The organism is Pseudoalteromonas sp. T1lg88, from assembly GCF_002964765.1.
Classification (GTDB): Bacteria; Pseudomonadota; Gammaproteobacteria; order Enterobacterales; family Alteromonadaceae; genus Pseudoalteromonas.
Genome location: NZ_PQCF01000026.1, coordinates 138082 through 160742 on the forward strand (window position 1 = coordinate 138082; position 22661 = coordinate 160742).

General features: G+C 49.8%; 22 protein-coding genes. 6 read left to right on the plus strand and 16 right to left on the minus strand.

The genetic code is table 11. The features are described 5' to 3' along the window. Positions 1-109: 109 nt before the first annotated feature. From mazG to rlmD, 3 genes are read right to left on the minus strand one after another with little or no spacing between them, the layout of a single operon-like run. Positions 110-877: a nucleoside triphosphate pyrophosphohydrolase gene (gene mazG / locus C2M34_RS08595; RefSeq protein WP_105258547.1), complete on the minus strand. Its 768-nt coding sequence runs from the start codon at positions 875-877 to the stop codon at positions 110-112. Beyond that, positions 874-3039: a GTP diphosphokinase gene (relA, locus tag C2M34_RS08600; protein ID WP_105200738.1), complete on the minus strand. Its 2166-nt coding sequence runs from the start codon at positions 3037-3039 to the stop codon at positions 874-876. Before relA ends, mazG begins: the two co-directional genes overlap by 4 nt. A gap of 8 nt (positions 3040-3047) precedes the next feature. Further along, the gene (rlmD, locus tag C2M34_RS08605; protein ID WP_105258548.1) at positions 3048-4358 is read right to left on the minus strand and encodes a 23S rRNA (uracil(1939)-C(5))-methyltransferase RlmD; all 1311 of its coding nucleotides are present in this window, start codon (positions 4356-4358) and stop codon (positions 3048-3050) included. Between the two features lie 80 nt (positions 4359-4438). On the opposite strand from rlmD, the gene barA reads away from it, so the two are divergent. Continuing rightward, positions 4439-7198 (plus strand): two-component sensor histidine kinase BarA, encoded by a 2760-nt coding sequence (gene barA, locus C2M34_RS08610; protein ID WP_105258549.1) that lies wholly within the window; start codon positions 4439-4441, stop codon positions 7196-7198. Positions 7199-7652: 454 nt separating this feature from the next. Here barA and C2M34_RS08615 read toward each other — a convergent pair whose 3' ends face one another. Next, complete coding sequence (locus C2M34_RS08615; RefSeq protein WP_105258550.1) at positions 7653-8228, minus strand: hypothetical protein; 576 nt, start codon at positions 8226-8228, stop codon at positions 7653-7655. A gap of 549 nt (positions 8229-8777) precedes the next feature. Between C2M34_RS08615 and C2M34_RS08620 the strand changes: the two genes are divergently transcribed. The 3 genes from C2M34_RS08620 to C2M34_RS08630 all read left to right on the plus strand — a co-directional run bounded on the left by C2M34_RS08620 (position 8778) and on the right by C2M34_RS08630 (position 10317). Beyond that, positions 8778-9263: a hypothetical protein gene (locus tag C2M34_RS08620; protein ID WP_105258551.1), complete on the plus strand. Its 486-nt coding sequence runs from the start codon at positions 8778-8780 to the stop codon at positions 9261-9263. 103 nt (positions 9264-9366) lie between these two features. Beyond that, positions 9367-9906, plus strand: coding sequence for a hypothetical protein (locus C2M34_RS08625; protein WP_105200743.1), 540 nt, complete (start codon positions 9367-9369; stop codon positions 9904-9906). 144 nt (positions 9907-10050) lie between these two features. Next, positions 10051-10317, plus strand: coding sequence for a hypothetical protein (locus C2M34_RS08630; protein WP_105200744.1), 267 nt, complete (start codon positions 10051-10053; stop codon positions 10315-10317). Between the two features lie 398 nt (positions 10318-10715). Here C2M34_RS08630 and pdxJ read toward each other — a convergent pair whose 3' ends face one another. The 10 genes from pdxJ to rpoE form a co-directional block, all read right to left on the minus strand. Next, positions 10716-11447 carry a pyridoxine 5'-phosphate synthase gene (pdxJ, locus tag C2M34_RS08635; protein WP_105190570.1) on the minus strand — a complete coding sequence of 244 codons (732 nt, stop codon included), beginning with the start codon at positions 11445-11447 and terminating at the stop codon, positions 10716-10718. A gap of 6 nt (positions 11448-11453) precedes the next feature. Next, on the minus strand, positions 11454-12149 hold the full coding sequence (gene recO, locus C2M34_RS08640; RefSeq protein WP_105213705.1) for a DNA repair protein RecO: 696 nt from the start codon (positions 12147-12149) through the stop codon (positions 11454-11456). Between the two features lie 4 nt (positions 12150-12153). Beyond that, positions 12154-13065 carry a GTPase Era gene (era, locus tag C2M34_RS08645; RefSeq protein WP_105258552.1) on the minus strand — a complete coding sequence of 304 codons (912 nt, stop codon included), beginning with the start codon at positions 13063-13065 and terminating at the stop codon, positions 12154-12156. Further along, positions 13055-13732, minus strand: coding sequence for a ribonuclease III (gene rnc / locus C2M34_RS08650; protein WP_105200748.1), 678 nt, complete (start codon positions 13730-13732; stop codon positions 13055-13057). The genes era and rnc overlap by 11 nt, the downstream gene beginning before the upstream one ends. Before the next feature lie 2 nt (positions 13733-13734). Next, positions 13735-14670 (minus strand): signal peptidase I, encoded by a 936-nt coding sequence (lepB, locus tag C2M34_RS08655; RefSeq protein WP_105213706.1) that lies wholly within the window; start codon positions 14668-14670, stop codon positions 13735-13737. 21 nt (positions 14671-14691) lie between these two features. Next, positions 14692-16479, minus strand: coding sequence for a translation elongation factor 4 (lepA, locus tag C2M34_RS08660; protein ID WP_105200750.1), 1788 nt, complete (start codon positions 16477-16479; stop codon positions 14692-14694). A gap of 68 nt (positions 16480-16547) precedes the next feature. After that, entirely contained in the window at positions 16548-16997 is a 450-nt protein-coding gene (locus tag C2M34_RS08665) for a SoxR reducing system RseC family protein (protein WP_105258553.1), read from the minus strand. Positions 16998-17005: 8 nt separating this feature from the next. Continuing rightward, positions 17006-17947 (minus strand): MucB/RseB C-terminal domain-containing protein, encoded by a 942-nt coding sequence (locus tag C2M34_RS08670; protein WP_105258554.1) that lies wholly within the window; start codon positions 17945-17947, stop codon positions 17006-17008. Between the two features lie 6 nt (positions 17948-17953). Continuing rightward, positions 17954-18559 carry a sigma-E factor negative regulatory protein gene (locus C2M34_RS08675; RefSeq protein ID WP_105213708.1) on the minus strand — a complete coding sequence of 202 codons (606 nt, stop codon included), beginning with the start codon at positions 18557-18559 and terminating at the stop codon, positions 17954-17956. A gap of 2 nt (positions 18560-18561) precedes the next feature. After that, positions 18562-19143, minus strand: coding sequence for an RNA polymerase sigma factor RpoE (gene rpoE / locus C2M34_RS08680; RefSeq protein ID WP_105200754.1), 582 nt, complete (start codon positions 19141-19143; stop codon positions 18562-18564). A 208-nt stretch (positions 19144-19351) separates the two neighbouring features. Between rpoE and nadB the strand changes: the two genes are divergently transcribed. Next, a complete protein-coding gene (nadB, locus tag C2M34_RS08685; protein ID WP_105200755.1) occupies positions 19352-20962 on the plus strand; it encodes an L-aspartate oxidase in 1611 nt (536 codons plus the stop codon). On the opposite strand, the gene C2M34_RS08690 is transcribed toward nadB, so the two are convergent. Together C2M34_RS08690 and C2M34_RS08695 are read right to left on the minus strand one after the other, a co-directional pair. Continuing rightward, complete coding sequence (locus C2M34_RS08690; RefSeq protein ID WP_158681407.1) at positions 20943-21422, minus strand: protein YgfX; 480 nt, start codon at positions 21420-21422, stop codon at positions 20943-20945. The genes nadB and C2M34_RS08690 overlap by 20 nt on opposite strands. Continuing rightward, positions 21355-21606 carry an FAD assembly factor SdhE gene (locus C2M34_RS08695; RefSeq protein ID WP_105213710.1) on the minus strand — a complete coding sequence of 84 codons (252 nt, stop codon included), beginning with the start codon at positions 21604-21606 and terminating at the stop codon, positions 21355-21357. The genes C2M34_RS08690 and C2M34_RS08695 overlap by 68 nt, the downstream gene beginning before the upstream one ends. A gap of 144 nt (positions 21607-21750) precedes the next feature. Between C2M34_RS08695 and ygfZ the strand changes: the two genes are divergently transcribed. Next, positions 21751-22656: a CAF17-like 4Fe-4S cluster assembly/insertion protein YgfZ gene (gene ygfZ / locus C2M34_RS08700; RefSeq protein WP_105258556.1), complete on the plus strand. Its 906-nt coding sequence runs from the start codon at positions 21751-21753 to the stop codon at positions 22654-22656. Positions 22657-22661 lie beyond the last annotated feature (5 nt).

Genomic DNA, 22661 nt, shown 5'->3' on the forward strand with positions numbered 1-22661 from the left:
GATTAAATTATAGAATCAAGACGGGGCGATAGTATAGCAAAGCCCCCTCGGCCAATCCAGCTAAAATTAATCTCGAAGAGCGCCCTTTGGGGCACCCGAGGGAGCGCCCTTACTCGTGCTCTTTTACCGCCTGCCAGGCCGCTTCCATCTGCTCTAGATCGGCGTTTTCCAGGTTCAGCCCTTGAGCCGCCAGTTGTTCCTCGACGCCATTAAAACGTCGGCTAAACTTGCGGTTGGCCTGACGCAGCAACTGCTCCGGGTCACGACCTAGGTGGCGGGCAACATTTACCGTGGCAAACAGCAGGTCGCCAAGTTCCTCGGCGCAGTGCTCGCTATTTGGGTCATGCTCTATGGCCTCGCGCACCTCAAGTACTTCTTCGGCGACCTTGTCCAGAGCACCATCGACACTGGGCCAGTCAAAGCCTACGGCGGCAACGCGCTTTTGAATTTTATTTGCAGCGCTGAGCGCTGGCAGGTTGGTGGGAATGTCATCGAGCAGATGCGCCTGCCCCTTGGCCTGGCGCTCCTGATGCTTGCGGGTTTCCCAATTATCCCGGGCTTGGCCATCGGCAAAAATATGAGGGTGGCGCTGTTTTAACTTGCTATTGAGCTCGGCAACCACGGCATTAAAGTCAAATAGTTGTTGCTCACTGGCCAGCTGGCTGTAAAAGATGACCTGAAACAGCAAGTCACCCAGTTCCGCCTTGAGTTCATCATAGGCGCCACGCTCTATGGTGTCGGCCACCTCATAGGCCTCTTCCAGGGTGTGCGGCACTATGGTTTTAAAGGTTTGCGCCAGGTCCCAGTCACAACCGGACTCAGGGCAGCGCAACTTGGCCATTATGGCCTGCAGCTCGGCAATGGTGTTGTGACTCATCCACCGGCTCCCACACGAGAGGCATCATACACGCCCTCGATTTGCATCAGCTTAGTCAGTAAGCGGTTGGTACTGCTTAAATCCGACACCGCAATCTTCATATTGAAAATCGCCAGCTGTTTCTCGTCCACCGTATTCACATTCATGCTCAGCACATTGACCTTTTCATTGGCCAGCACCGAGCTGATATCACGAATAAGCCCCTGGCGGTCATTGGCTTCTACCTTAATAGAGAGTGCAAAATCGCTGCTGGTTTTTGCCGACCAGCTGACCTCAACGATGCGCTCCGGGTGGCGCTCCTGTAAGGTGGCGAATTGCTCACAGTCACTGCGGTGCACGGCAATGCCCCGACCCTGGGTGATATAACCACAAATGGAATCGCCGGGCACCGGCTCACAGCAGCCGGCCATATGACTCATCAGGGAGCCGACGCCTTCCACCACTATGCCGTTTTTATCCGCCTTGGTGCTGCGACTGGGCTGTTTAAACTTAATTTGCGGCTCAGGCTCACCCTTGTTTTGCACAAAGTTCAACAGCTGGTTTAGACGCACATCGGCGGCGCCTATGGCCACCAGCAGGTCATCCAGATTGGTGAAGTTAAAGCGCTTAATAGCCGGGTCGAGATCCTTGTAGGTAAGATCCAGCTTCTGCAGCTCGTTATCAAGTATGTCTTTACCAGCCTGCAGGTTTTTATCCCTGTCGAGCTGTTTAAACCAGTGATGGATTTTCGCCCGTGCCCGTGATGAGCGAATATAGCCAAGGGATGGATTGACCCAGTCGCGGCTCGGATTCGGCTCTTTCTGGGTAAGAATTTCCACCTGATCGCCGGTTTGCAACTGATAGGTAAAAGGCACAATTTTGCCAAATACCTTGGCACCAATGCAGCGATGGCCAACATTGGAGTGAATATAGTAGGCAAAGTCCAACGGCGTGGCGCCATAGGGCAAGTCAAAAATATCGCCGCGCGGGGTAAAGACATAGACCCTGTCTTCCACCACCTGGTTTTTCAGTTCATCTGCCAGGTCTGTGCCGTCGACCACTTCCTCTTGCCATTGCAGAATCTTTTGCAGCCAACTGATTTTTTGCTCATAACCGCTGTCGCGACCGCCCAGCGCTCCTTCTTTATACATCCAGTGCGCGGCCACACCGAGCTCGGCATCCTCATGCATCTGCGCGGTGCGAATTTGAATCTCCACGGTTTTGCCCTCGGGGCCAAAAACCACGGTATGAATGGACTGATAACCGTTCGGCTTAGGGGTGGCGACATAATCGTCAAATTCTTTAGGCAGATGGCGCCAGCTGGTATGCACCACACCAAGGGCGCCGTAACAGTCCTGAATTTTATCCACCACGATACGCATGGCGCGAATATCGAAGAGCTGGTCGAACTCATAGTTCTTTTTGCTCATCTTCTTATAGATGCTGTAGATATGCTTAGGGCGGCCATAGACCTCGCCCTTAATGCCGACTTCGTCCAGCTTGGTTTGCACCTGCTTGACCATGTCGCGCATATATTCTTCGCGGTCGAGACGCTTTTCTTCTAATAACTTGGCGATGCGTTTATAGGTTTGCGGGTGCAAATAGCGAAACGCGAGATCTTCGAGCTCCCATTTCAGCTGGCCAATACCCAAACGGTTTGCCAAAGGGGCAAAAATATTACTGGTTTCCTTGGCCGCTATGACCCGCTCTTCTTCGCTGGCATCTTTCACCTCGCGCAGATAACACACCTGCTGCGCCAGCTTGATCACTACGGCACGCACATCTTCCACCATGGCCAGCAGCATGCGGCGGATCTTATCCACCTGCACCTGGCCGCTTGAGGCATGAGCCAGGGTGCTGATGGTGGCCATTTGCTCCACCCCGGTCAGTAACAGGCCGACATCCTTATTGAAGTCCTCGCTAACATCACTGATAGCGATTTTATTGGCGATAAAATAGGGCGTCAGGTAGGCGGTGGCCAGGGAGGTTGCATCAAGGTTGAGTTGCGCCAGAATTTCCACCATTTCCAACGCCAATCGGTCGCTGTCGGCATTGCGGTGCTCACCGCAGTATTCGGTGGCCGCTTTGACCAACTGATACTTGTCGTCACTTAACGCCAGCTGCTTTAAGGCGCTGTCGAAGTTTTCGATATCGGTGCGATGCGACTGTCTTGTTGCCACCATGGCGGACTCTACCCCCGTGTAAATAATGCCATTGTTTCGATATGACCTGTGTGCGGGAACATGTTCATAATTCCCAGCTTATTGAGCGAAAAACCCGCTGCCAGTATCGTTTTGCTGTCTCTTGCCAGAGTAACGGGATCACAAGACACGTACAAGACGCGTTTGAACTGTTTGAGCGGTAATTGCGCAAGTATGGCCTCGGCGCCCATGCGCGACGGATCAAGCAGCAACACATCGAGGTTTTTATCAAACCAACTCGCCTGCGCCAAGGGCTCGGTTAAATCAAAACAATGAAACTGACAATTATCCAATTCATTGGCCTTGGCATTTAACTGAGCATAGTCCACAGCCGAGGCCACGCCCTCAACACCGACCACTCTTTTTGCCTGCTTAGCTGCCAGCAAGGAGAAGTTGCCGACACCGCAAAACAAATCCAACACCTGCTCATCGGCACCTAACGCCAACCACTGCATGGCCTGGTTAAGCATCTGCTCGTTCACCTCGGCATTGACCTGAATAAAATTATCCAGGCCGAACCGCAAGGACAGTTCACCTTGTTTAATATGATAGCTGGCCGCCGGCAGCGCCTGCTCGGCGCTGTGCTGCCAAACCAAGGTCCAGTCATGCTCGCTGGCCTGCTCTTCGACTCGTTGCTGCACCTTGTCGACGATGGCCTTAGTATGACGTACTACTATGTAATGGGTGTCTTCTGTGGCCACCAACTGCAAATGCGATACTGAACGCAGCGCCGGATGCTGCTCTATCTGGGCGCGGAAAAATGCAAAGACCGCATCAAAGCCCTGCTCCAACACCGGGCAGTGTTCGATATTAACTATCTGCTTGGAACCTTGCTGGCGAAAGCCCACCTGCAGGCCGCGATTCTTATCATGGAAAATACTGATACGGGCACTGCGGCGATAATGCCAGGGCTGACTTTCGATTGGGGCCTGCCAAGGTAATTCGCTTTGGCCGGTAAACTTGGCAAAAAGAGCGCCCACCGCCTGCTGCTTGGCATCCAGCTGCGCCTGCAACTCAAGATGCTGCAAGTTACAACCGCCGCATTGATGATAATGCTGGCACATGGGCTTAACCCGCGCTGCGCTGGGCTCAAGCACCTTAATGCATTGGCCCTCTGCGTAGCTTTTCTTATCGGCATTAATACGTGCCAGAACGCGCTCCCCCGCCAGGGCTCCATTAACAAAAACAACCTTGCCGTTATTTTTTGCCACGCCGCGTCCATGGTGATCCATACTCTGGATGCCCAATTCTTGTGTTTGATTTTTAACTTGTTTTTTACTTGGCTTAAAAAAGTTCGCCATGCCCCGCCCTAATTTACATTGATAAAGATCGGTGTAAGCTATAACCTAAACTTAACACAGTCTCATTTATTTGTTTGCTTATGAACCGACTAGGCCTTCGGGATTCAGTCCTGATCCTGACCTTGGTGCCTACCGTGGTGATTGGTCTATTGCTCGGCGGCTATTTTACTATAAATCGCTACCTGGAGTTGGATGAATTTCTCATCGAGCAAGGCAGCACCATAATCGAGCCATTAAGTATTGCCATAGAGCAACCCTTAGTTAAGAACGACAAGGCTACGTTAGAGCGCATAGCTCGCCATATTCACAATATGCACTCGCCGCTTGTAAAGTCCGTGGCCATTTTTGACGCCAGCGATTCCTTGGTGGTGACCAGCAATTTACATCGCAATTTTGACCGTCTGACTACTATTCCCCCCGAGGTGCATCAGAGCCTGAATAAGGCCATTCACGACGATGAATTTTTAATTTTTTATCAGGGCGTACTCAACCCCAATACCCCCAGCCATTTGCCGTTTCAAACCGCCGGCACTGTGATGGTGCAATTTAACCGCCAGGCCGCGGTAATAGAGCAACAAAGAGCCATTTTAATCAGTGCCGCTGTGATCTTATTAGCCATCGGCTTTGCCGTGGTGCTCTCCATTCGTCTGAGCCGTATGATCACCCAGCCCTTGTCACGTTTGGTACGCGCTACCGGCGAAGTGGCCCGGGGCGAAGTGCCGCAAAACATTACCCAGACCATGCAAGGCGAGCTGGAGCAACTGCGCTTGGGCCTAGTGAGCATCACCGAATATATGGCCGATGAAAAAGACGAGATGCAGCGTCATATCGACCAGGCCACCGCCGACTACCAGGAAACCCTGGAGCAGTATGAGACCCAGAATATTCAGCTCAATATCGCCAAACGCGAGGCCCTGGCTGCAAACAAGGTTAAGTCCGACTTCTTAGCGAAGATGAGTCACGAGCTACGCACCCCGCTTAATGGGGTTATTGGCTTTGCTCGCCAGCTTTATAAAACGCCGCTTAATAAGAGCCAAAAAGATTACCTGGATACCATAGAGGCCTCGGCCAACAGCCTGCTTAGCATCATCAGCGATATTCTCGACTTCTCCAAACTTGAAGCCGGCGCCATGGAGCTCGAAAGCATTCAATTCCAATTGCGCGATGCGGTGAACGAGGTGCTGACCCTGCTCGCCCCCGGCGCCCATGAGAAAAACCTGGAGCTGTCGATTCATGTAAACCCCAATGTGCCCGAGCAACTGTTTGGCGACCCAACCCGCTTTCGACAAATTCTTACCAACCTGGTGAGTAACGCCATTAAGTTTACCGAGCAGGGTGAGATCAATATAGATATTAGTAGTCGCCTGCTGGCCGATGAGCGCACCTCCTTGTTGATCTCGGTAAAAGACACCGGCGTCGGCATTGCCATGGATAAACAAGACACCTTGTTTACCCCCTTTGGCCAGGCCGACTCCAGCATCACCCGTAAGTTTGGCGGCACCGGCCTGGGGCTTATGATCACCAAGCATTTGGTTGAAGCCATGGGCGGACGCATCACCTTGAACAGCGCCCCGGGTAAGGGCACCTGCTTTACTTTTAATGCTGTGTTTAAGCTGCCGGACCATCATTTCCAAACCGAACTGCCCTGCGGCTCGTTAGCCACTAAGCGGGTGCTGTATTTCGAGCAAAATGAGCACAGCTACATGGCCACCACCAGCATATTGCATGCCTGGGGTGTGCATGTAAGCGGCTGTCGCAACCTGGAAGAGCTAGAGCAAGTACTCACCGGCTCCTTTAAATTTGATATCTGTGTACTTGGCGATGCCGGCGGTGTCGAGTCCATGGGGCTGATGAAACAGCTCATTTCCATGGTGCGCCCACACAGTGACTATATCTATTTGCTGCTCAATACTGTGTCGCATAATATGCGCGAGGCCTTAGTGGGCAGTGGTGCCGATGGCTGCCTCAGCAAACCCATTAATCATCGTAAGTTCTGTGAAATGATGGCGGCGCCCTATCGTCTTGATCACCCCACCATTCACACCCAGGACCGCAAGGCCAGCCGCTTGCCGTTGAAAGCCTTGGTAGTAGACGATAACGATGCCAACCTGAAACTGATCTGCGCCTTGCTTGAAGAGCAGGTGGAAGAGCTGGATACAGCCCATAACGGTGCCCAGGCGGTGGAGGTCTGTAAGAGTCATAAATACGATATGATCTTTATGGACATACAAATGCCGATTATGGACGGCATTACCGCCTGTAAGCTCATTTGCGAGTCCTCTCTCAATGAAGACACGCCAATCATAGCCGTGACCGCCCACGCCCTAAGCGGGGAGAAAGAACAGCTTAAGGAAGTTGGCTTTGCCAGCTACCTGACCAAGCCTTTGGACGAGGACATGCTCCACGAAGTACTTATGGAGCACGGCGCCGATCATAAGCGCCTGCGCGAGCGCCACGTCAACAAGAGCCCCCCAAGCACACCTCCCTTTGCCAGCAATGGCCTGAACTGGGATCTGGCCCTGCAACGCGCCGGCGGCAAGGAAGACCTGGCCCAGGAAATGCTCAATATGCTGCTGCTCAGCATTCCGGAAACCGTCAGCCTGATAGAAGAAGCCATCGCCGCCAAGGATCATCAGCGCCTGCTGTCTATTATTCACAAGTTCCACGGCGCCTGCTGCTATACCGGCGTGCCGAAGCTGAAAAAGCTCGCCGAGCTGATTGAAACGGCCATGAAGGAGCAGGCCAGCATCAATGATATCGAGCCCGAGCTGCTGGAATTGCTGGATGAGCTCAGGAATTTGCTGACGGATGCGGGGTTGGAGAAGAACAACTCTTTATGACCGCTGGTGTGATTACCATCACACCCAAGGGGCGAGCCCCCTTGGAACCCCGGTTTTGGGTGACTAGTGGACGCACTGGTCAGTTTGCTTTAAGCGTTAAGATCTTGTCGCATTGGCGACGACACCTTAGGGGTGGTTTACGCCAACCACCCCTAAGAACCCCAAGGCGCCCCGACATTGCATGGTTTCCTCATCCCAATACGAGAAATGAACGTAACCAACATGCACAGGCCTTCCCTGCCCTGAGCATGTTTTCGCCAGCGTCCTGCTGGCGATTACTCTTCTCGTACCGCGCTTCGGATGCAATGTAAGGGGATTAAGCTGCTGCACCGACTTTCAAATTTAGGATATCGCAATCTGTTAGATGACTAAGAGCGAGGAGCGGAAGCTCAATTGATTTTAAGTCGAGGAAGAGCTTTTCGTATAACGATAAAACTATTTCACCGACACTATACTAGAACCCTTGGCACGCTTGTTTATACTGCTCATCGTATAGCTTTCGACTCACTTGAGTATAGTTGTCGAAGTCCGGGAGGGGGCGCTTATCATATAACCAATCTCTTTGGAGTGAGTTAGAAATAACTGGTTTGTTATTAGCGTAACACCAGTCAATCGTTTTACTAGCTATACCTGAGTAGCCTAAGCTCAAAATTAGCCCTTCTTCAGCCAGTAAAACTTCTGTGTAAATCTCACCAGAGCCAAAACTTAGACATGTACAAGCCCTAATATTTTTTGCTGAAATTTCAAATGAGCCTAGTGGGGTGTTTTTTGTGTCTATATACAAAGCGCCTTGGTTCAACGCGAACCCACTCGTACTGCCCGAGCTTAATAACACGCCAGGGTGATGTATCGATTGAAACAGCAAAGAATCAACTGGTGAAAGCGGTACTTGCGGTTTCTCTTGTTTTGAGTACTTTTCTTTCAGGCTTATAAAAGGTTTGTATACTTCTTCTTTACTGGGTGGAATAAAATCACATCCAGTTAAGTGAACTAAAGCTAGCGCTAAAGGTAAGATACGATATCCATTCATAACAACAGTCCCTCGTTCCAAAAAGTAGCTTCTGTAATATCTGCAATGTAAATCCTATAGATAATGAATATTAGCACCTCTACATGTGATGGCTAAATTAACGAAAATATTTGCCGTCTACTATAAACATCCACACATAATTTATTTAATAAGCAAGAGCATCGTTTGATAAACACCAAGAATCACCACAATTCGTTACTTATCTTGAGAGCATGTCGCAGGCATTACAGTTAAAAACAAGTTCTGGAAATATAATTTTGACCAATGTCCCTTCCAGGCAGCCTCGATTAAGCGGAAAACTGACGTTCATACTTCCACCGAAATTACTGGTTATCCATCCATAATCGATGAGTTTCTCCCATAGTCAGGAAAACGACCCAATCGGTCGTTTTTGTCGTGTCCAGGTTTATAGCAATGTCTCGTAACTTCAATGCTGGTAAGTACTTCCTAAATTTGCTATCAATGGTCTTAGGACAAAAACGAGACAGATTGCGGTAGAAAAACGACCCAATCGCTCGATATTAAATTGTTAGCTGTACTAGGTGAAATTTGAGCCCATATTTTGAAATCAGTTTAAACCCCAGCATTGATTACTTTTTGTGGGTGCTACCTGTTTTATTTTTGCTTGCAGCTTTTGTTAGTTTGCCAGCCGCCTCTGATCTTGTATTGAGCATGGTTAAGATTTCACGAAATTGGCTTTTAACAATTTTTGGATTGATTTTTTTCATTGCATTGTTTGGTACATACTCAGAGTTACGACAAGATATCGATGTAAAAAAACAGATTGATTCGGGTGGGTTTTCACTTGTATCAGGTTGTATTCAAAACTATCGTCTAGACGAAGTTAAGAGACATACAGCAACATTCGAAGTGAAAGAGGTCGAGTTTTCTTATAATAGCTTTACAAGAACACCTTTTTTCTATGAAAAAGAGTTACCAGGTAAAGTTATAAAAAATGGTAATTGCCTAGAAATTAGCTACTTAACAATAGCTAAAGAAAACAAAATCATAAAAATCGTACAGCTAACAAAGTAATTAAAAAAAGGACACAAAACAGCAGGCTTGTGCTCCTTCGTCGCCAATTTTAGCCTGCTATTTTGTGCCGTTTATTACGGCGTTATGTGAAAGGGGTAAATTCGTGAAGTCAGTATTTAAATACTTAGGTATTGGTGTTCTTTTAGGTCTGGGAATATCTATTGTTGATGAAGCACACTATCACCTAAGTAAAAAAGATCGATTGAATGACTTCGAAGATGCTATGGAAAAAGCGCAGCAGTTAAGAGAGTCGATGACAATCAGCTCTGATGAACTGTTTTTAAGTGATATTCCTGATATGTATTATGACCCGAGCCATGATTTATATTTCAGCATTCAAAGTTATAAAGATATGGGCGATGTGATAGAGATTTCAGGTGTTATAAGTAACAAAGGTAGTAGTACTTGGAAGACTGTGGAGGTTGATTTTGAGGCATATACAGATGAAAAAAAACTAATTGCTAATTGCTCAGCTTGGACTGGTCAACTTGTGCCTCTAAGCACCGATGGTGTTGTAGTACGTTGTGATAAGGTTCAGGAATTTATTTCACAGCCTATATCTGAAGTAACTATGCAAATCAGGTGGAATTTTCATGGAGAACGTGTAATTTCACATAACAAACCACTGAAACGGGACTTGTAACAGTTGGCTTGGCTCCGCTTCGTTTCACATTTTATCCAACAATTACTCACCTCTTGGTGAGGCGTTAGCAGACAAGAGGAAAGAGCTATTAATAAGGAATGGTTTGCATTAGTTCTGCCCACATTTTTTTTAGGTTTCTTCTGGGTGTACTTTTCGTTATTTCCAGCGCTTTATGCTAATTCGGTACTGCCCAAAAAGTTAAAGCAGCTCATCGAGAGTCTTAGGGAGTATGAAGGAACGCCGAGTGCTACGATTATTCCAATGGCATTGTTCTTACCAGTACTGTTCTTAGGTTTTGTTGTTGGCTATTTCCAGAGTAAATCCTCTGACTCAGCAACAAAGTGGATGGGGCATTTTGCAGCCTTTTTAGGCTTGGGGTTTTATTATGGACTGTATCGTCTTTTTGCGTAAGTCTGCTAACAAGACACTTATCGGCCCATCAGCAAATTCTGAAGTAACAGGTATCGACCTTCCCGTTTGGATTCGCGCAGGAGAAATCAGCTTTTGTTGTGGAGTGTGCTTGCAACAACGGAGCATGGAGGCGGAGTTAGGTTTATCGAGGTAGGACACCTCGTTAAACCGCGTTGAAAGCTAAGCGGAACGTTTAACAAAACGCTGAGTTCGGAAGCATAAGCGAATCACGGGTGTCCTAGGAGTTCTTAGAGGAAATGGACAAGCATTTCCTCTAAGTCGAGGTCGGCGACCCGACAAGATCTCAACAAAAACAAAAAAGCCGGCGATAAACACCGGCTTTCCAAAGAAAGTATCTCAATATCAAAACGCCATCAGCGTCCTGACCCCCTTCCCTCTTAGGCCCGCGCCTCTAGCATCAGACGTTTCATATCACGTACGGCCTTTTCCATGCCATCGATGGCCGCACGGGCGATGATCGCATGGCCAATGTTAAGCTCGTAAATCTCAGGCATTGCTGCGATAGGCTTTACATTATGGTAGTGCAAGCCATGACCGGCGTTAACCACCAGGCCTTGAGCGTGGGCATATTGTACGCCAGCGCGGATGCTCTCAAGCTCTGCCGCTTGCTCGGCGTCGTTTTCGGCATCGGCATAGGCGCCGGTGTGAATTTCGATATAAGGAGCACCGGCTTTTACGCTGGCATCAATTTGCGCTTCATCGGCATCGATAAAGAGGCTTACCTTAATACCGGCATCGCTTAAACGTTTTACCGCATCGGCCACCTTGTCGTACTGCCCTACTACATCCAGGCCGCCTTCTGTGGTCAACTCTTCACGCTTTTCCGGCACCAGGCAGACAAAGGCCGGTTTTACTTCCAGGGCAATGGCGAGCATTTCTTCGGTGACCGCCATTTCCAGGTTCATGCGTGTTTGTATGGTGTCTTTCATCACATAGACGTCACGGTCTTGAATATGACGTCTGTCTTCACGCAGGTGAATGGTGATCCCGTCGGCACCGGCATGCTCGGCGACTGCGGCGGCATGGGCCGGATCCGGATAAGTGGTGCCACGGGCCTGACGTAAAGTGGCGATATGGTCAACGTTAACGCCTAGTAGAATCTCTTTCATGCTGCCTTACCTTGATTTAAATAGTTCTCTGCTTTTTAGTGGTTTGTTGCCAAGCAAGGGTTTGAGTATATAACGACAAAAATGCTTGGCCGCCCTTTGTATTTGCGGCTCGGAAAAATCATAACGGGCAAACGCAAGAATATGCGCACCGCTAAAACCGTAACCCTGCACCGGTTGTGCCTGGCGTACCCAACCCTGCTCGGGATAGTAATCGTATTGTCCTTTGGCATCAATGGCATCGCCCTGATAGTCGCTGTCAAAGTTGACGCCATAGCCCAGGCTCTCCAGCAGCTGCAACTCATAACAGCGTAAACTGGCACCCAGATCTTTAGCTCCTGCGAGTTCCTGCAAGTGCTGGGAATAGAGGGAGAATATCTGCTCCAGAGGCTCATTGATGGGGATGATGCGCGCCGCCAATTCATTCATATAGAAGCCGCAATAGAGCTTGTCGCCGCGCAGTGGCTCCAAGGCGGTGTCGAGTTCAAAGTGTTGCAGGTATTTGAGCTCGCCATTGCCTTGATAGCGAATAAGGAGTGCTTGGAATGGTTGTAACTGGGCTTTGTGTTTGATCGCCTGCTTACCGCTTAGGCGCGCTATCATGCGCATCAGGCCGCGATTTTCGACCACAAAATCGACCAGCCATTGCGAGTCGCTAATGGCCCGTCGATGCAGTAAAAAGGCGCGCTCAAAGCCCGCATTCATGGGCTTAGTCTTCGCCGTAACCTAGGCTACGCAGGGCGCGTTCATCGTCCGCCCAACCCGATTTCACCTTGACCCACAGCTCAAGGAACACCTTGTTGTCGAGCATATCTTCGAGATCGCGACGGGCTTCACGGCCGATGGTTTTCAGCTTTTCACCCTTGTTACCTATGACCATGCGCTTTTGCGTTTCGCGCTCAACCAGGATCAGGGCGTTAATTTGCCATACGCCGTTGTCTTGCCATTTAAACTGCTCGATTTCCACGGTCACAGAATAGGGTAACTCGTCTCCCATAAAGCGCATTAGCTTTTCACGCACGATCTCCGCCGCCATAAAGCGCATGGAACGGTCTGTAACATAGTCTTCCGGGAAGTAAAATTCACTTTGTGGTAAGCGCTTACGCACTTCTTTTTTGATCAGGTCAAGATTGCGATTATTCTTGGCGGAAACCGGAATAATACCGGCAAAGTCGCCTTTTTCACTGAGCCAGAGCAGATGCTTGGGGATCAGTTCCTGGTCTTTCACCTGATCGGTTTTATTCATCACCAAGAGCACGGGTGTTTTACCGGCACAGACCTTGTTCAACACCATTTCGTCGTCATTGGTCCAGTGCGTCCCTTCAACCACAAAGATGATCAGCTCAACGTCACCGATAGAGCTTGAGGCGGCGCGGTTCATTAAACGATTAATGGCGCGCTTTTCTTCCACATGCAGGCCCGGGGTGTCCACATACACGGTTTGATAATTATCTTCGGTATGAATGCCCATAATGCGGTGGCGCGTAGTTTGCGGTTTACGCGAGGTAATACTCACCTTCTGCTCAACAATTTTGTTCAACAAGGTTGATTTACCTACGTTCGGGCGGCCTACAATGGCCACCATGCCACAGTGTGGCTGTGTGTGCGTATCAGCTGTCATTCTTTAATATCTTTAAGGCTTTTTCTGCGGCTTTTTGCTCCGCCTTACGGCGCGAACTGCCCACAGAGATAATACTTTCCATCCCTTCAACGATACATTCAACCGTGAACGTCTGGTTATGCGCCTGACCCTTGGTATCGATCACCGTATAACCCGGCAGGGGTAACTTACGGGCCTGTAAAAACTCTTGTAGCAGAGTCTTAGGGTCTTTTTGATTCATTCCCGGGGAAATAGAGTCCAAGCGCGAGGCGTACCATTGCAGTACCAAGTCGCTGCAGGTGTCGATATCTGAGTCCAGGAATACGGCGCCAATAATGGCTTCTACCGCATCGGCCAGGGTCGACTCGCGGCGATAACCGCCGCTTTTAAGCTCACCCGGGCCCAGGCGCAGGTACTCGCCCAGGTTAAACTCAAGGCCAAATTCGGCCAGGGTTTGGCCGCGCACTAAAGTTGAACGCATGCGGCTCAAATCGCCCTCGCGCGCCTTAGGAAACTTGTGATACAGGGCGTTGGCGATGACAAAGCTTAAAATCGAGTCACCAAGAAACTCCAGGCGCTCGTTATGCTGGCCCTTATGGCTGCGATGAGTCAGGGCTTGCTCAAGCAAGCCCTGGTCAATAAAGCTATATCCTATTTTACTGTACAGTTCTGTTACGTTTTTCTTCATTGTTACTGAATATTACCTAAGCGTTCAAAGCGAACACTGGTTGGCACCCAACTTGGCAAGAAGTCATCGGCTGTGTTTTCAAATTCAAAACTCATCCAAATAAAGACCGCTTTACCTACCAGGTTAGGCTCTGGAACGAATCCCCAAGCGCGACCGTCTTCACTATTGTCGCGGTTGTCGCCCATCATAAAATAATGACCTTCGGGAACAACCCACTCGTCAATCTTGGTGCCTTGTTGTTGGTAGTACTTGCTCTTAAACTCAGGCAGTCTTGGGTTTATTAAAATATCATGCTTAAGGCCGTCAAGGTCTTCTTCAAGACGCACAAGTTGCTGACTCCCTTGCATAAACTCATCTTTATTAATTATATCTAGTGCAATTTTATTGTATTCGCCACAAAGCAAACTGCCCTGCTCGGCCTGGCCTTGCTCACAATGCGGTTTGATATACAGCTGCTTGTTGCGATACACAATGGTGTCGCCCGGCAGACCGATAACACGCTTGATAAAGTCCAGCTCCGGCTTAGGCGGAAACTTAAACACCGCAATATCACCACGCTCCGGTTTGCCCGTAGCTACCAGTTCAGAGCGCCATACCGGGTCCTTAATACCGTATGAGTATTTTTGTACCAGGATAAAGTCGCCCACCAACAGAGTTGGCATCATGGAGCCCGATGGGATCTGAAACGGTTCGAACAAAAACGAACGAAATACGGTAATGATGGCTATCATGGGGAAAATCGACTTGGCATGCTCGGTGAGCACAGGCACAGGAGCGATTTCCTCTTTTAATTCCTCGTCCAGCGGCTTACCACTGGCGCCCTCTGCAAGCGCAATAAGCTGCTTGCGCTTGGGGGCATAAACCAGATGATCTATCAACCAGATCAGGCCCGAGGCCAGGGTAAGTAGCACTAAAAATATGGAAAAATATCCAGCCATCAGTGGTGTCCTTTATTGTTATTATTTGCCGACTTTCAAAATCGCCAAGAAGGCATCTTGAGGAACTTCAACGTTACCCAGCTGCTTCATGCGCTTCTTACCTTCTTTCTGCTTTTGCAGTAGCTTTTTCTTACGGCTTACGTCACCACCATAACACTTGGCGATTACGTTTTTACGAAGCTGTTTAACCGTTGAACGGGCAATAACATGGTTGCCGATAGCCGCCTGAATGGCGATGTCGAACATCTGGCGTGGAATAAGCTCACGCAGTGCTTCTGCCAGTTCACGGCCACGGCCTTGAGCGTTGTCGCGGTGACAAATAATGGCCAGGGCATCAACGCGGTCGCCATTGATAAGAATATCCACACGTACCATGTCGGCGGTGCGGAATTCTTTAAAGTTGTAATCCAGTGATGCGAAACCACGGCTGGTTGACTTCAGCTTATCGAAGAAGTCCATCACCACTTCACCCATGGGCAGCTCGTAAGTCACCGCTACCTGGTTGCCGTGATAGTTCATCTTGGTTTGCATACCGCGCTTTTCAATACACAGGGTAATGACGTTACCCAGGTACTCTTGCGGTACGAGAATATTTGCTTCTACGATAGGCTCACGAATTTCAAGAATGTCGTTTACCGGCGGCAGCTCAGACGGGTTATCGATTTGAATCGTGCCATCTTTGGTTACCACCTCATACACTACGGTCGGTGCCGTGGTGATAAGGTCGATATCGTATTCGCGCTCCAGACGCTCCTGGATGATTTCCATGTGTAGCATGCCTAAGAAGCCACAGCGGAAACCAAAGCCCAGGGCCGTTGAGTTTTCAGGCTCGAAGAACAGCGAAGCATCGTTCAGGCTCAGCTTATCAAGGGCATCGCGGAATGATTCATACTCGTCTGAAGAAATAGGGAACATACCGGCGTAAACCTGCGGCTTAACGCGCTGGAAGCCTGGCAGGCGTTCTTGTGCTGAATTACGTGCCAGAGTAATGGTGTCACCCACAGGAGCACCGTGGATTTCTTTGATACCGGCGATAATAAAGCCTACTTCGCCCGTTTTCAGCGCACCCGTGGTGGTCTGCTTCGGGGTGAAGATACCTACTTTATCGGCAATATGAACTTGCTCGTTCGACATGATCTTGATCTTGTCGCCGGCTTTAAGCTCACCTTGCATAATACGTACAAGTGAAACAACGCCCTGGTACGGGTCGAACCAAGAATCAATAATAAGTGCTTTTAGCGGGCCATCCACATCACCTTGCGGCGGCGGAATATCACGCACGATACGCTCTAGTACGTCATCGATACCGATACCGGTTTTGGCGCTACACTGCACCGCATCTGTGGCGTCGATGCCGACAATGTCTTCAATTTCTTCGGCCACACGATCAGGATCGGCTTGCGGCAGGTCAATCTTGTTCAAGATTGGCACCACTTCCAGGTCCATTTCGATGGCGGTGTAACAGTTAGCCAGGGTTTGTGCTTCAACACCCTGACCGGCATCAACAACCAGCAGCGCCCCTTCACAGGCCGCCAGAGAGCGTGATACTTCGTATGAGAAATCCACGTGTCCCGGGGTGTCGATAAAGTTTAACTGGTAGGTTTCACCATCTTTGGCGGTGTAGTTAAGAGTTACGCTCTGCGCCTTGATGGTAATACCGCGTTCACGCTCAAGCTCCATTGAGTCCAATACTTGCTGCTGCATTTCGCGGTCGGTTAAGCCGCCACACACTTGGATCAAACGATCGGACAGGGTCGATTTACCATGGTCGATATGGGCGATAATCGAAAAGTTACGGATATGCTTCATAAATTGGATTCTGACTTCTTAAAACTGAGCTCGGGTAAACAAAGGGCCAATTTTACCTGTAATTGACGCTAATCACCATCTCTTTGCGATACTGGCAGGCTAAGAGGGTAAATCTTTATCACTTTCACATCATGAACAACACGCTTAAGCCTATGTTTAGCAAGGATAAAACCAAGAACACCCGCAGCAAATGCGGCGCCTATTTGCAACCCTTCACTAACACCGAAAACAGCCTGCGCGAGCACCGCCGTCACCAAAGCGAATAACAGCGGCCAGATATAAACGACAAATGAACTCATCACTATGTGCGAGTCATCAAGGGCCAGTTTAACCTTTTGGCCCACGCTCACAGGCTCGGAAAATTGATAGGGAAAACGCTTTTTGTCTGTGCCGAACAGCTTGGCGAACACTTGCGAGCCGCACTTGCCATTACAACCGGCACAAGCCGGCTTAGGCTCGGCTTGTAAAAACGCGGTGTCGCCCTTGACGGCGACCACGGTAAGAACTTGTTCAATCATGGGCTTAACTACAGAGGTCGCTGTACCGACTCGGCTATATTTTTTGCCGTAGCGACGGGGATATTACCTATCACCGAGACATCGAAGGCGCCGGCGTTATGGATATAAATGGTGGTGGCACCCGAGGTTAACGAGCCGCTCGGACGTTGCCCGGCCAAAGGCCGCTGCACAAATACCGAGACTTCAACCAAGCCATCGGAATACAAATAATAATCTGCCAACTCATTGTTTAAATTGAGTTTATGGCGATCTGATTTAAGTAGTTCAAAGCCCTGAGGCAACCAGCCTATTTGCCAACTGCCCTGGTCTCGTGCCTCTTCATTACGAGGCAAGGGGGCCGGGAATTCACGACGGCTGATCTCAAGTAACTCCGGAGCCGGGGTTTCCGAGACATTGATATGACTCAGTTGCAGTTGCTCTAAAAATTCACCCTGATTGTTCACATAGGCGGACTTAAGCAGTAATGAGGTTTCGGTATCAAGCCAGACCCAGTAGCTGTATTTGTCCTGGTCTTTGGCTTCAATGCGCAATAGCTGTGCTGGACGACCGGCAATACGGCCCTTGTTACCAAGCACGAAATTATAGTTTTGTGCCAGTTGTTCCACGTCGCCAAACAGCACTTCCGGGATGGGACCGCTGATCGCCGAGGTTTTTACCGAATAAGGTTGAGCTTGGGGTTCGTAATAGGTAACACGATCGTCAACGCGCACCATTTCCAGGCCGGCACCATTAAGCAAGGTCAGTAATTCCAGTTCCTGCCCTTCATGAATACCGTGACTCCAGCGGTAAGGCTCCATGGCGCGGTCTTTCACCACCACAAATGAGGCGACGAAGTTGCGCTGTTTAACCGCGGTGGCCATATTGTCCAGCCACTGCTTGGCGGTCATCTCCGACATAGCCTGGGCCGGGAACAGCCACAGGCTCACTAGCACAACATAAAGGTACTTCATTAACTATTATTGTTCCTGTTGTTCTTGCTCATCTTTGTTTGCCGTGTTCGCTAAATGCGCGGCTTCACGGGTCTGACGCTGATGCTCTAATACCAGGGCGCCAATGCGCTGATGTTGTAATTCACGTAAACCACGTTCGGCATTTTCAAGCGCCGGCTCCGAAGAATAACTCACCGGGGAGGCCGCACCAATAAATGGGTTAGACTGCAAGGGCGGTAGTTCATCGGCACCATTGCCCGTCGCACCATATTGCTGGACGCCCAGTACCGCAACCACGGCCACGCTTGCGGCAATGGCGGTTTGCGTAATACCACGCCACCAAGTACCGCGGATGACGTTATCCTGTTGGGGTTGTGCTTCCCTGCTTGACTCAAACTCTTGGCCGAATTGCGCATGAACCGGTTCTTGTTCAAGTTGTTGGGCTACCTGCGCGGCTATATCTAACTGGATGCTAGGTGCTGTTTCGGAGCGCATCACATTGCCAATCAGGCTGTAACGAGCCAATGTATCTGTATCTACATCAGCAACGTTAAGCGTATCGACACTGGCTTCATTGTCCACCAAGGCAGAAATAAAGGCTTTGTCCTGCTCACTACACTTTGCTTTAGTCATAATTACGACTCACCTATTAACGGAGTTAACTTGTTATCTATCGCTTCACGAGCACGGAATATACGTGAACGCACCGTGCCCACTGGGCAATCCATTACCGCGGCGATTTCCTCATAGCTCATCCCTTCAAGTTCTCGTAAAGTGATGGCTGTTTTCAAATCTTCAGGTAGCTTATCAATGGTGGCAAAAATGACGTCTCTGACCTCGTCACTTAACAGCAAATTTTCTGGGCTGGCATTACTACGCAGTGAATCTGCACCTTCATAAAACTCAGCATCATCAGCATCGACATCATTTGCCGGCGGCCTGCGCCCCTGTGCAACCAAATAGTTCTTTGCACAGTTCACGGCAATACGATATAGCCAAGTATAAAACGCGCTGTCGCCCCTAAAATTAGGCAGCGCCCTATACGCCTTTATAAAGGCTTCTTGAGCTACATCTGCAATGTCACCTTGGTTGGCAACATAACGCGATATCAATCCTGCTACTTTGTTCTGATATTTGGCGACCAACAGGTTATAAGCATTTTTATCTCCCTGTTGAACCTTTCTTACCAGCGCTAAATCCAAATCCTGCTCGCTCATTCGAGCCGGTACTCCTCTGCGTTATTTTGCTTTTATCTTGTATCCAAGCTACCAAATACACTCAGTCTGACTGGGTCGAAATGAAAAAGTTCGCAATAACTGCATTTTTTTTCTGTTCTTAGTTAACTTCAGTCGTGCCCAGGCGGCAAATATGATACATATAGAGGCAACATAATAGGTAATATAAACCTCGGCTCGACACTATAACATGAACCCGAATAAACAACATCACAGCGACGTTGCTATCATCGGCAGCGGTGCCGCTGGCCTGTCTTTGGCGCTTTCTCTCGCCAACCATTGTCAAGTAACCGTACTCAGTAAAGGCGCTCTTAACGAGGGCTCCACCCTGTACGCCCAAGGCGGTATTGCGGCGGTATTCGATAAGAAAAACGACAGTATTGAATCCCATGTTGAAGACACCCTCACCGCCGGCGACGGTCTGTGCTCCCGCGAGGCGGTGCACTACACGGCCTCCAATGCCAAAACCTGTATGCGCTGGTTGATTGAGCAGGGTGTGCCCTTCGATATGGAAACCGATGACAAGGGTCATGAGCGCTATCACCTAACCCGTGAAGGCGGCCACAGCCATCGCCGTATTTTGCATGCTGCCGATGCCACCGGCCGCGCGGTGCAAACCACCCTCATTGAGCGGGTGTTGGCTCACCCCAATATTACGCTGTTGGAAAACTACAACGCCATCGACCTGATCACAGATGCCAAGCTCGGCAAAGAAGGCAAGCATTGTCATGGCCTTTACGTATTTAACCGCGCCAAGGAACGGGTCGAGATCATCAGCGCCCGCTTTGTGGCTTTGGCTACCGGCGGCGCCAGTAAAGTTTACCTCTATACCTCCAACCCGGATGTGGCCAGCGGCGATGGTATTGCCATGGCTTGGCGGGCCGGTTGTCGCGTTGCCAATATGGAGTTCAACCAGTTCCACCCCACCAGCCTGTATCATCCTAAGTTGCAAAACTTTTTGATCACCGAGGCGATGCGTGGCGAAGGCGCTTATCTACTGCGCCCGGATGGTACCCGCTTTATGCCGGAATTTGATGAGCGCGCCGAACTGGCGCCGCGTGACGTAGTGGCTCGGGCCATCGACTTTGAGATGAAGCGCCTGGGCGCTAATTGCGTCTACCTGGATATTTCCCATCGCGACAAAGAATTTATTATCGAACACTTCCCCACCATTTATGCCAAGTGCTTAAGTGTAGGGATAGATATTACCAAGGAAGCTATTCCCGTAGTGCCAGCGGCCCATTACACCTGTGGTGGAGTGATGACCGACTTTAACGGCAAAACGGATTTAGACAACCTTTACGCCATCGGCGAAGTCGCCTACACCGGGCTGCATGGCGCCAACCGTATGGCCAGCAACTCATTATTAGAATGTATCGTCTTTGCCCATGCGGCAGCCAAGGACATAGTCGCCAAGCTGAATTTGCCGTATGAGCCCACGGCCTTGCCACAATGGGACGACAGCCGGGTAAGTGACTCGGATGAAGAAGTAGTGATCACCCATAACTGGCATGAACTGCGCCTCTTTATGTGGGATTACGTCGGCATAGTGCGCTCCACCAAACGCCTGGAGCGAGCTCTGCGCCGGGTAGAATTACTGCAGCAGGAAATTTACGAATATTATGCCAACTTCCGCATCAGCAATGATTTGCTGGAGCTGCGCAACCTGGTGCAGGTAGCTGAGCTAATCATCCGCAGTGCCCTGGCGCGCAAAGAAAGCCGTGGCCTGCACTACACCCTGGATTATCCAGAGCACCTACCCGAAGCTCATATTACCGAGCTCAAACCTGGGGCTGACTAAGCGCCAATTGCACCGCCCGGGCACACTCACGAAAGTGTTCGGGCGTCATCGCCCTGGCGGCAATAAAGACATGATGACGTTTCCCGCCCATATCGTCTTGCAGCTGCAAATGAATTAAGCCCGGATAAACCTGGGATTGAGCCAACAGCCTACCGCTAACAGAAGCATTAGCTTGATGCACTTCGGCACGTTGTCCTTGGATCAGCACATTGCCCTGATGTGGCCAACAGCGACGAAAACGAAACCAAAAATGGCAATAACCTAAGGCCAGAATTAAGGCACTGCACAGCGCCCAAAGCCATTGCGGGTGCGCCAATAACAAGAGCGCATAGACAAAAACAAACACCGCCATAACCGGGCGGTGTTGTGGGATATTGTTTGAGAAGGCGCCGCTATACACGGACGCGGTCGAGGATGATCTTAACCAGACGCGCCAGCTCAGGGTCCTTACATTGCTCATGGCCCATAAACCAGGCGAACAGATCCGGATCATCCGCCTCCAGCAAACGTTGAAACACCGCCTTGTCTTCGTCATTTAAGGCATCATAGCCCTGCTCGACAAATGGCATAAACAATACATCCAGCTCCAACATGCCGCGACGACATGCCCAACGTAAACGCGCCTTACTATCTAAATTCGCCATGGTTTTCCTCTCAATAGTCTGCTGCCCAGCAGTGTAACAAAATCTCCTCCGGCTCACAGCTATTTTACGCTAAGGCGCTGTCATCAAAGAGGTGCTTAAGTTACACTAAGCACAGTAATTGCTCGTGCACCAAAGGAGTCATGCATGTCCACTTTGTCGGTTTATGTTACCGAAAACACCGCCATTTATGTTCATGGTGATGATGCCAAGTCTTACCTGCAAGGTCAGTTGACGCAAGACGTCATCGATATAGACGCCAACACCTGGCGCTGGGCCGGTCAGTGTAATGCCAAAGGCAAGCTGTGGGCCTGTTTTCGCATTAGCCAGTATCAGCAAGGCTATGTGCTTATTTGCTCAAACACCGAAGCACAATTTGCTCTTGCCGAGTTAAAAAAATACGCGGTATTTAGCAAGGTCGAGATCGAACAGCTCGACGCCCAGATATTGGGAGTGATAGCGCCCAAGGCGGAGTTGGCCAGCCAGTTAAATATCGACATCAGCGGCAATGCCCATCAATGGCAAGAAAACCTAGTGCTCCTCTTGGACGACCAACGCGCCCTCTTTATTGGCGATAACAGCGTTCTGCCCAAGCCACAACAAGGCGGCGAGTTTGCCTGCGCACAAATTAAAGCTGGCGAGCCAAGCCTGAATGCCGAAGCTATCGATGCCTATGTGCCGCAAATGGTTAACCTGCAGGCCCTAGGTGGTATCAGCTTTAACAAGGGCTGTTACACAGGTCAGGAAACCGTGGCGCGTATGAAATACCTGGGTAAAAACAAGCGTGCTATGTTTGTGCTACGAGCTGAGCATGAGGGCATCTTAGCCCCTGAGCTAGATGCAGAGCAAAACCCACTCGACTTAGAGCGCCAGGTTGGCGATAACTGGCGTCGTGCCGGTAGCTTAATCGCCCAAGCCAGCGCCAATGGCGAACTTTTTGGCCTTGCCGTGTTGCCAAATGATACTGAGCAAGATGTTCAGCTTCGCGCAAAACACGCTCCACAGGTGCTGTTCACCATTGCACCTTTGCCTTACTCACTGACAGAAGATTGATCTGG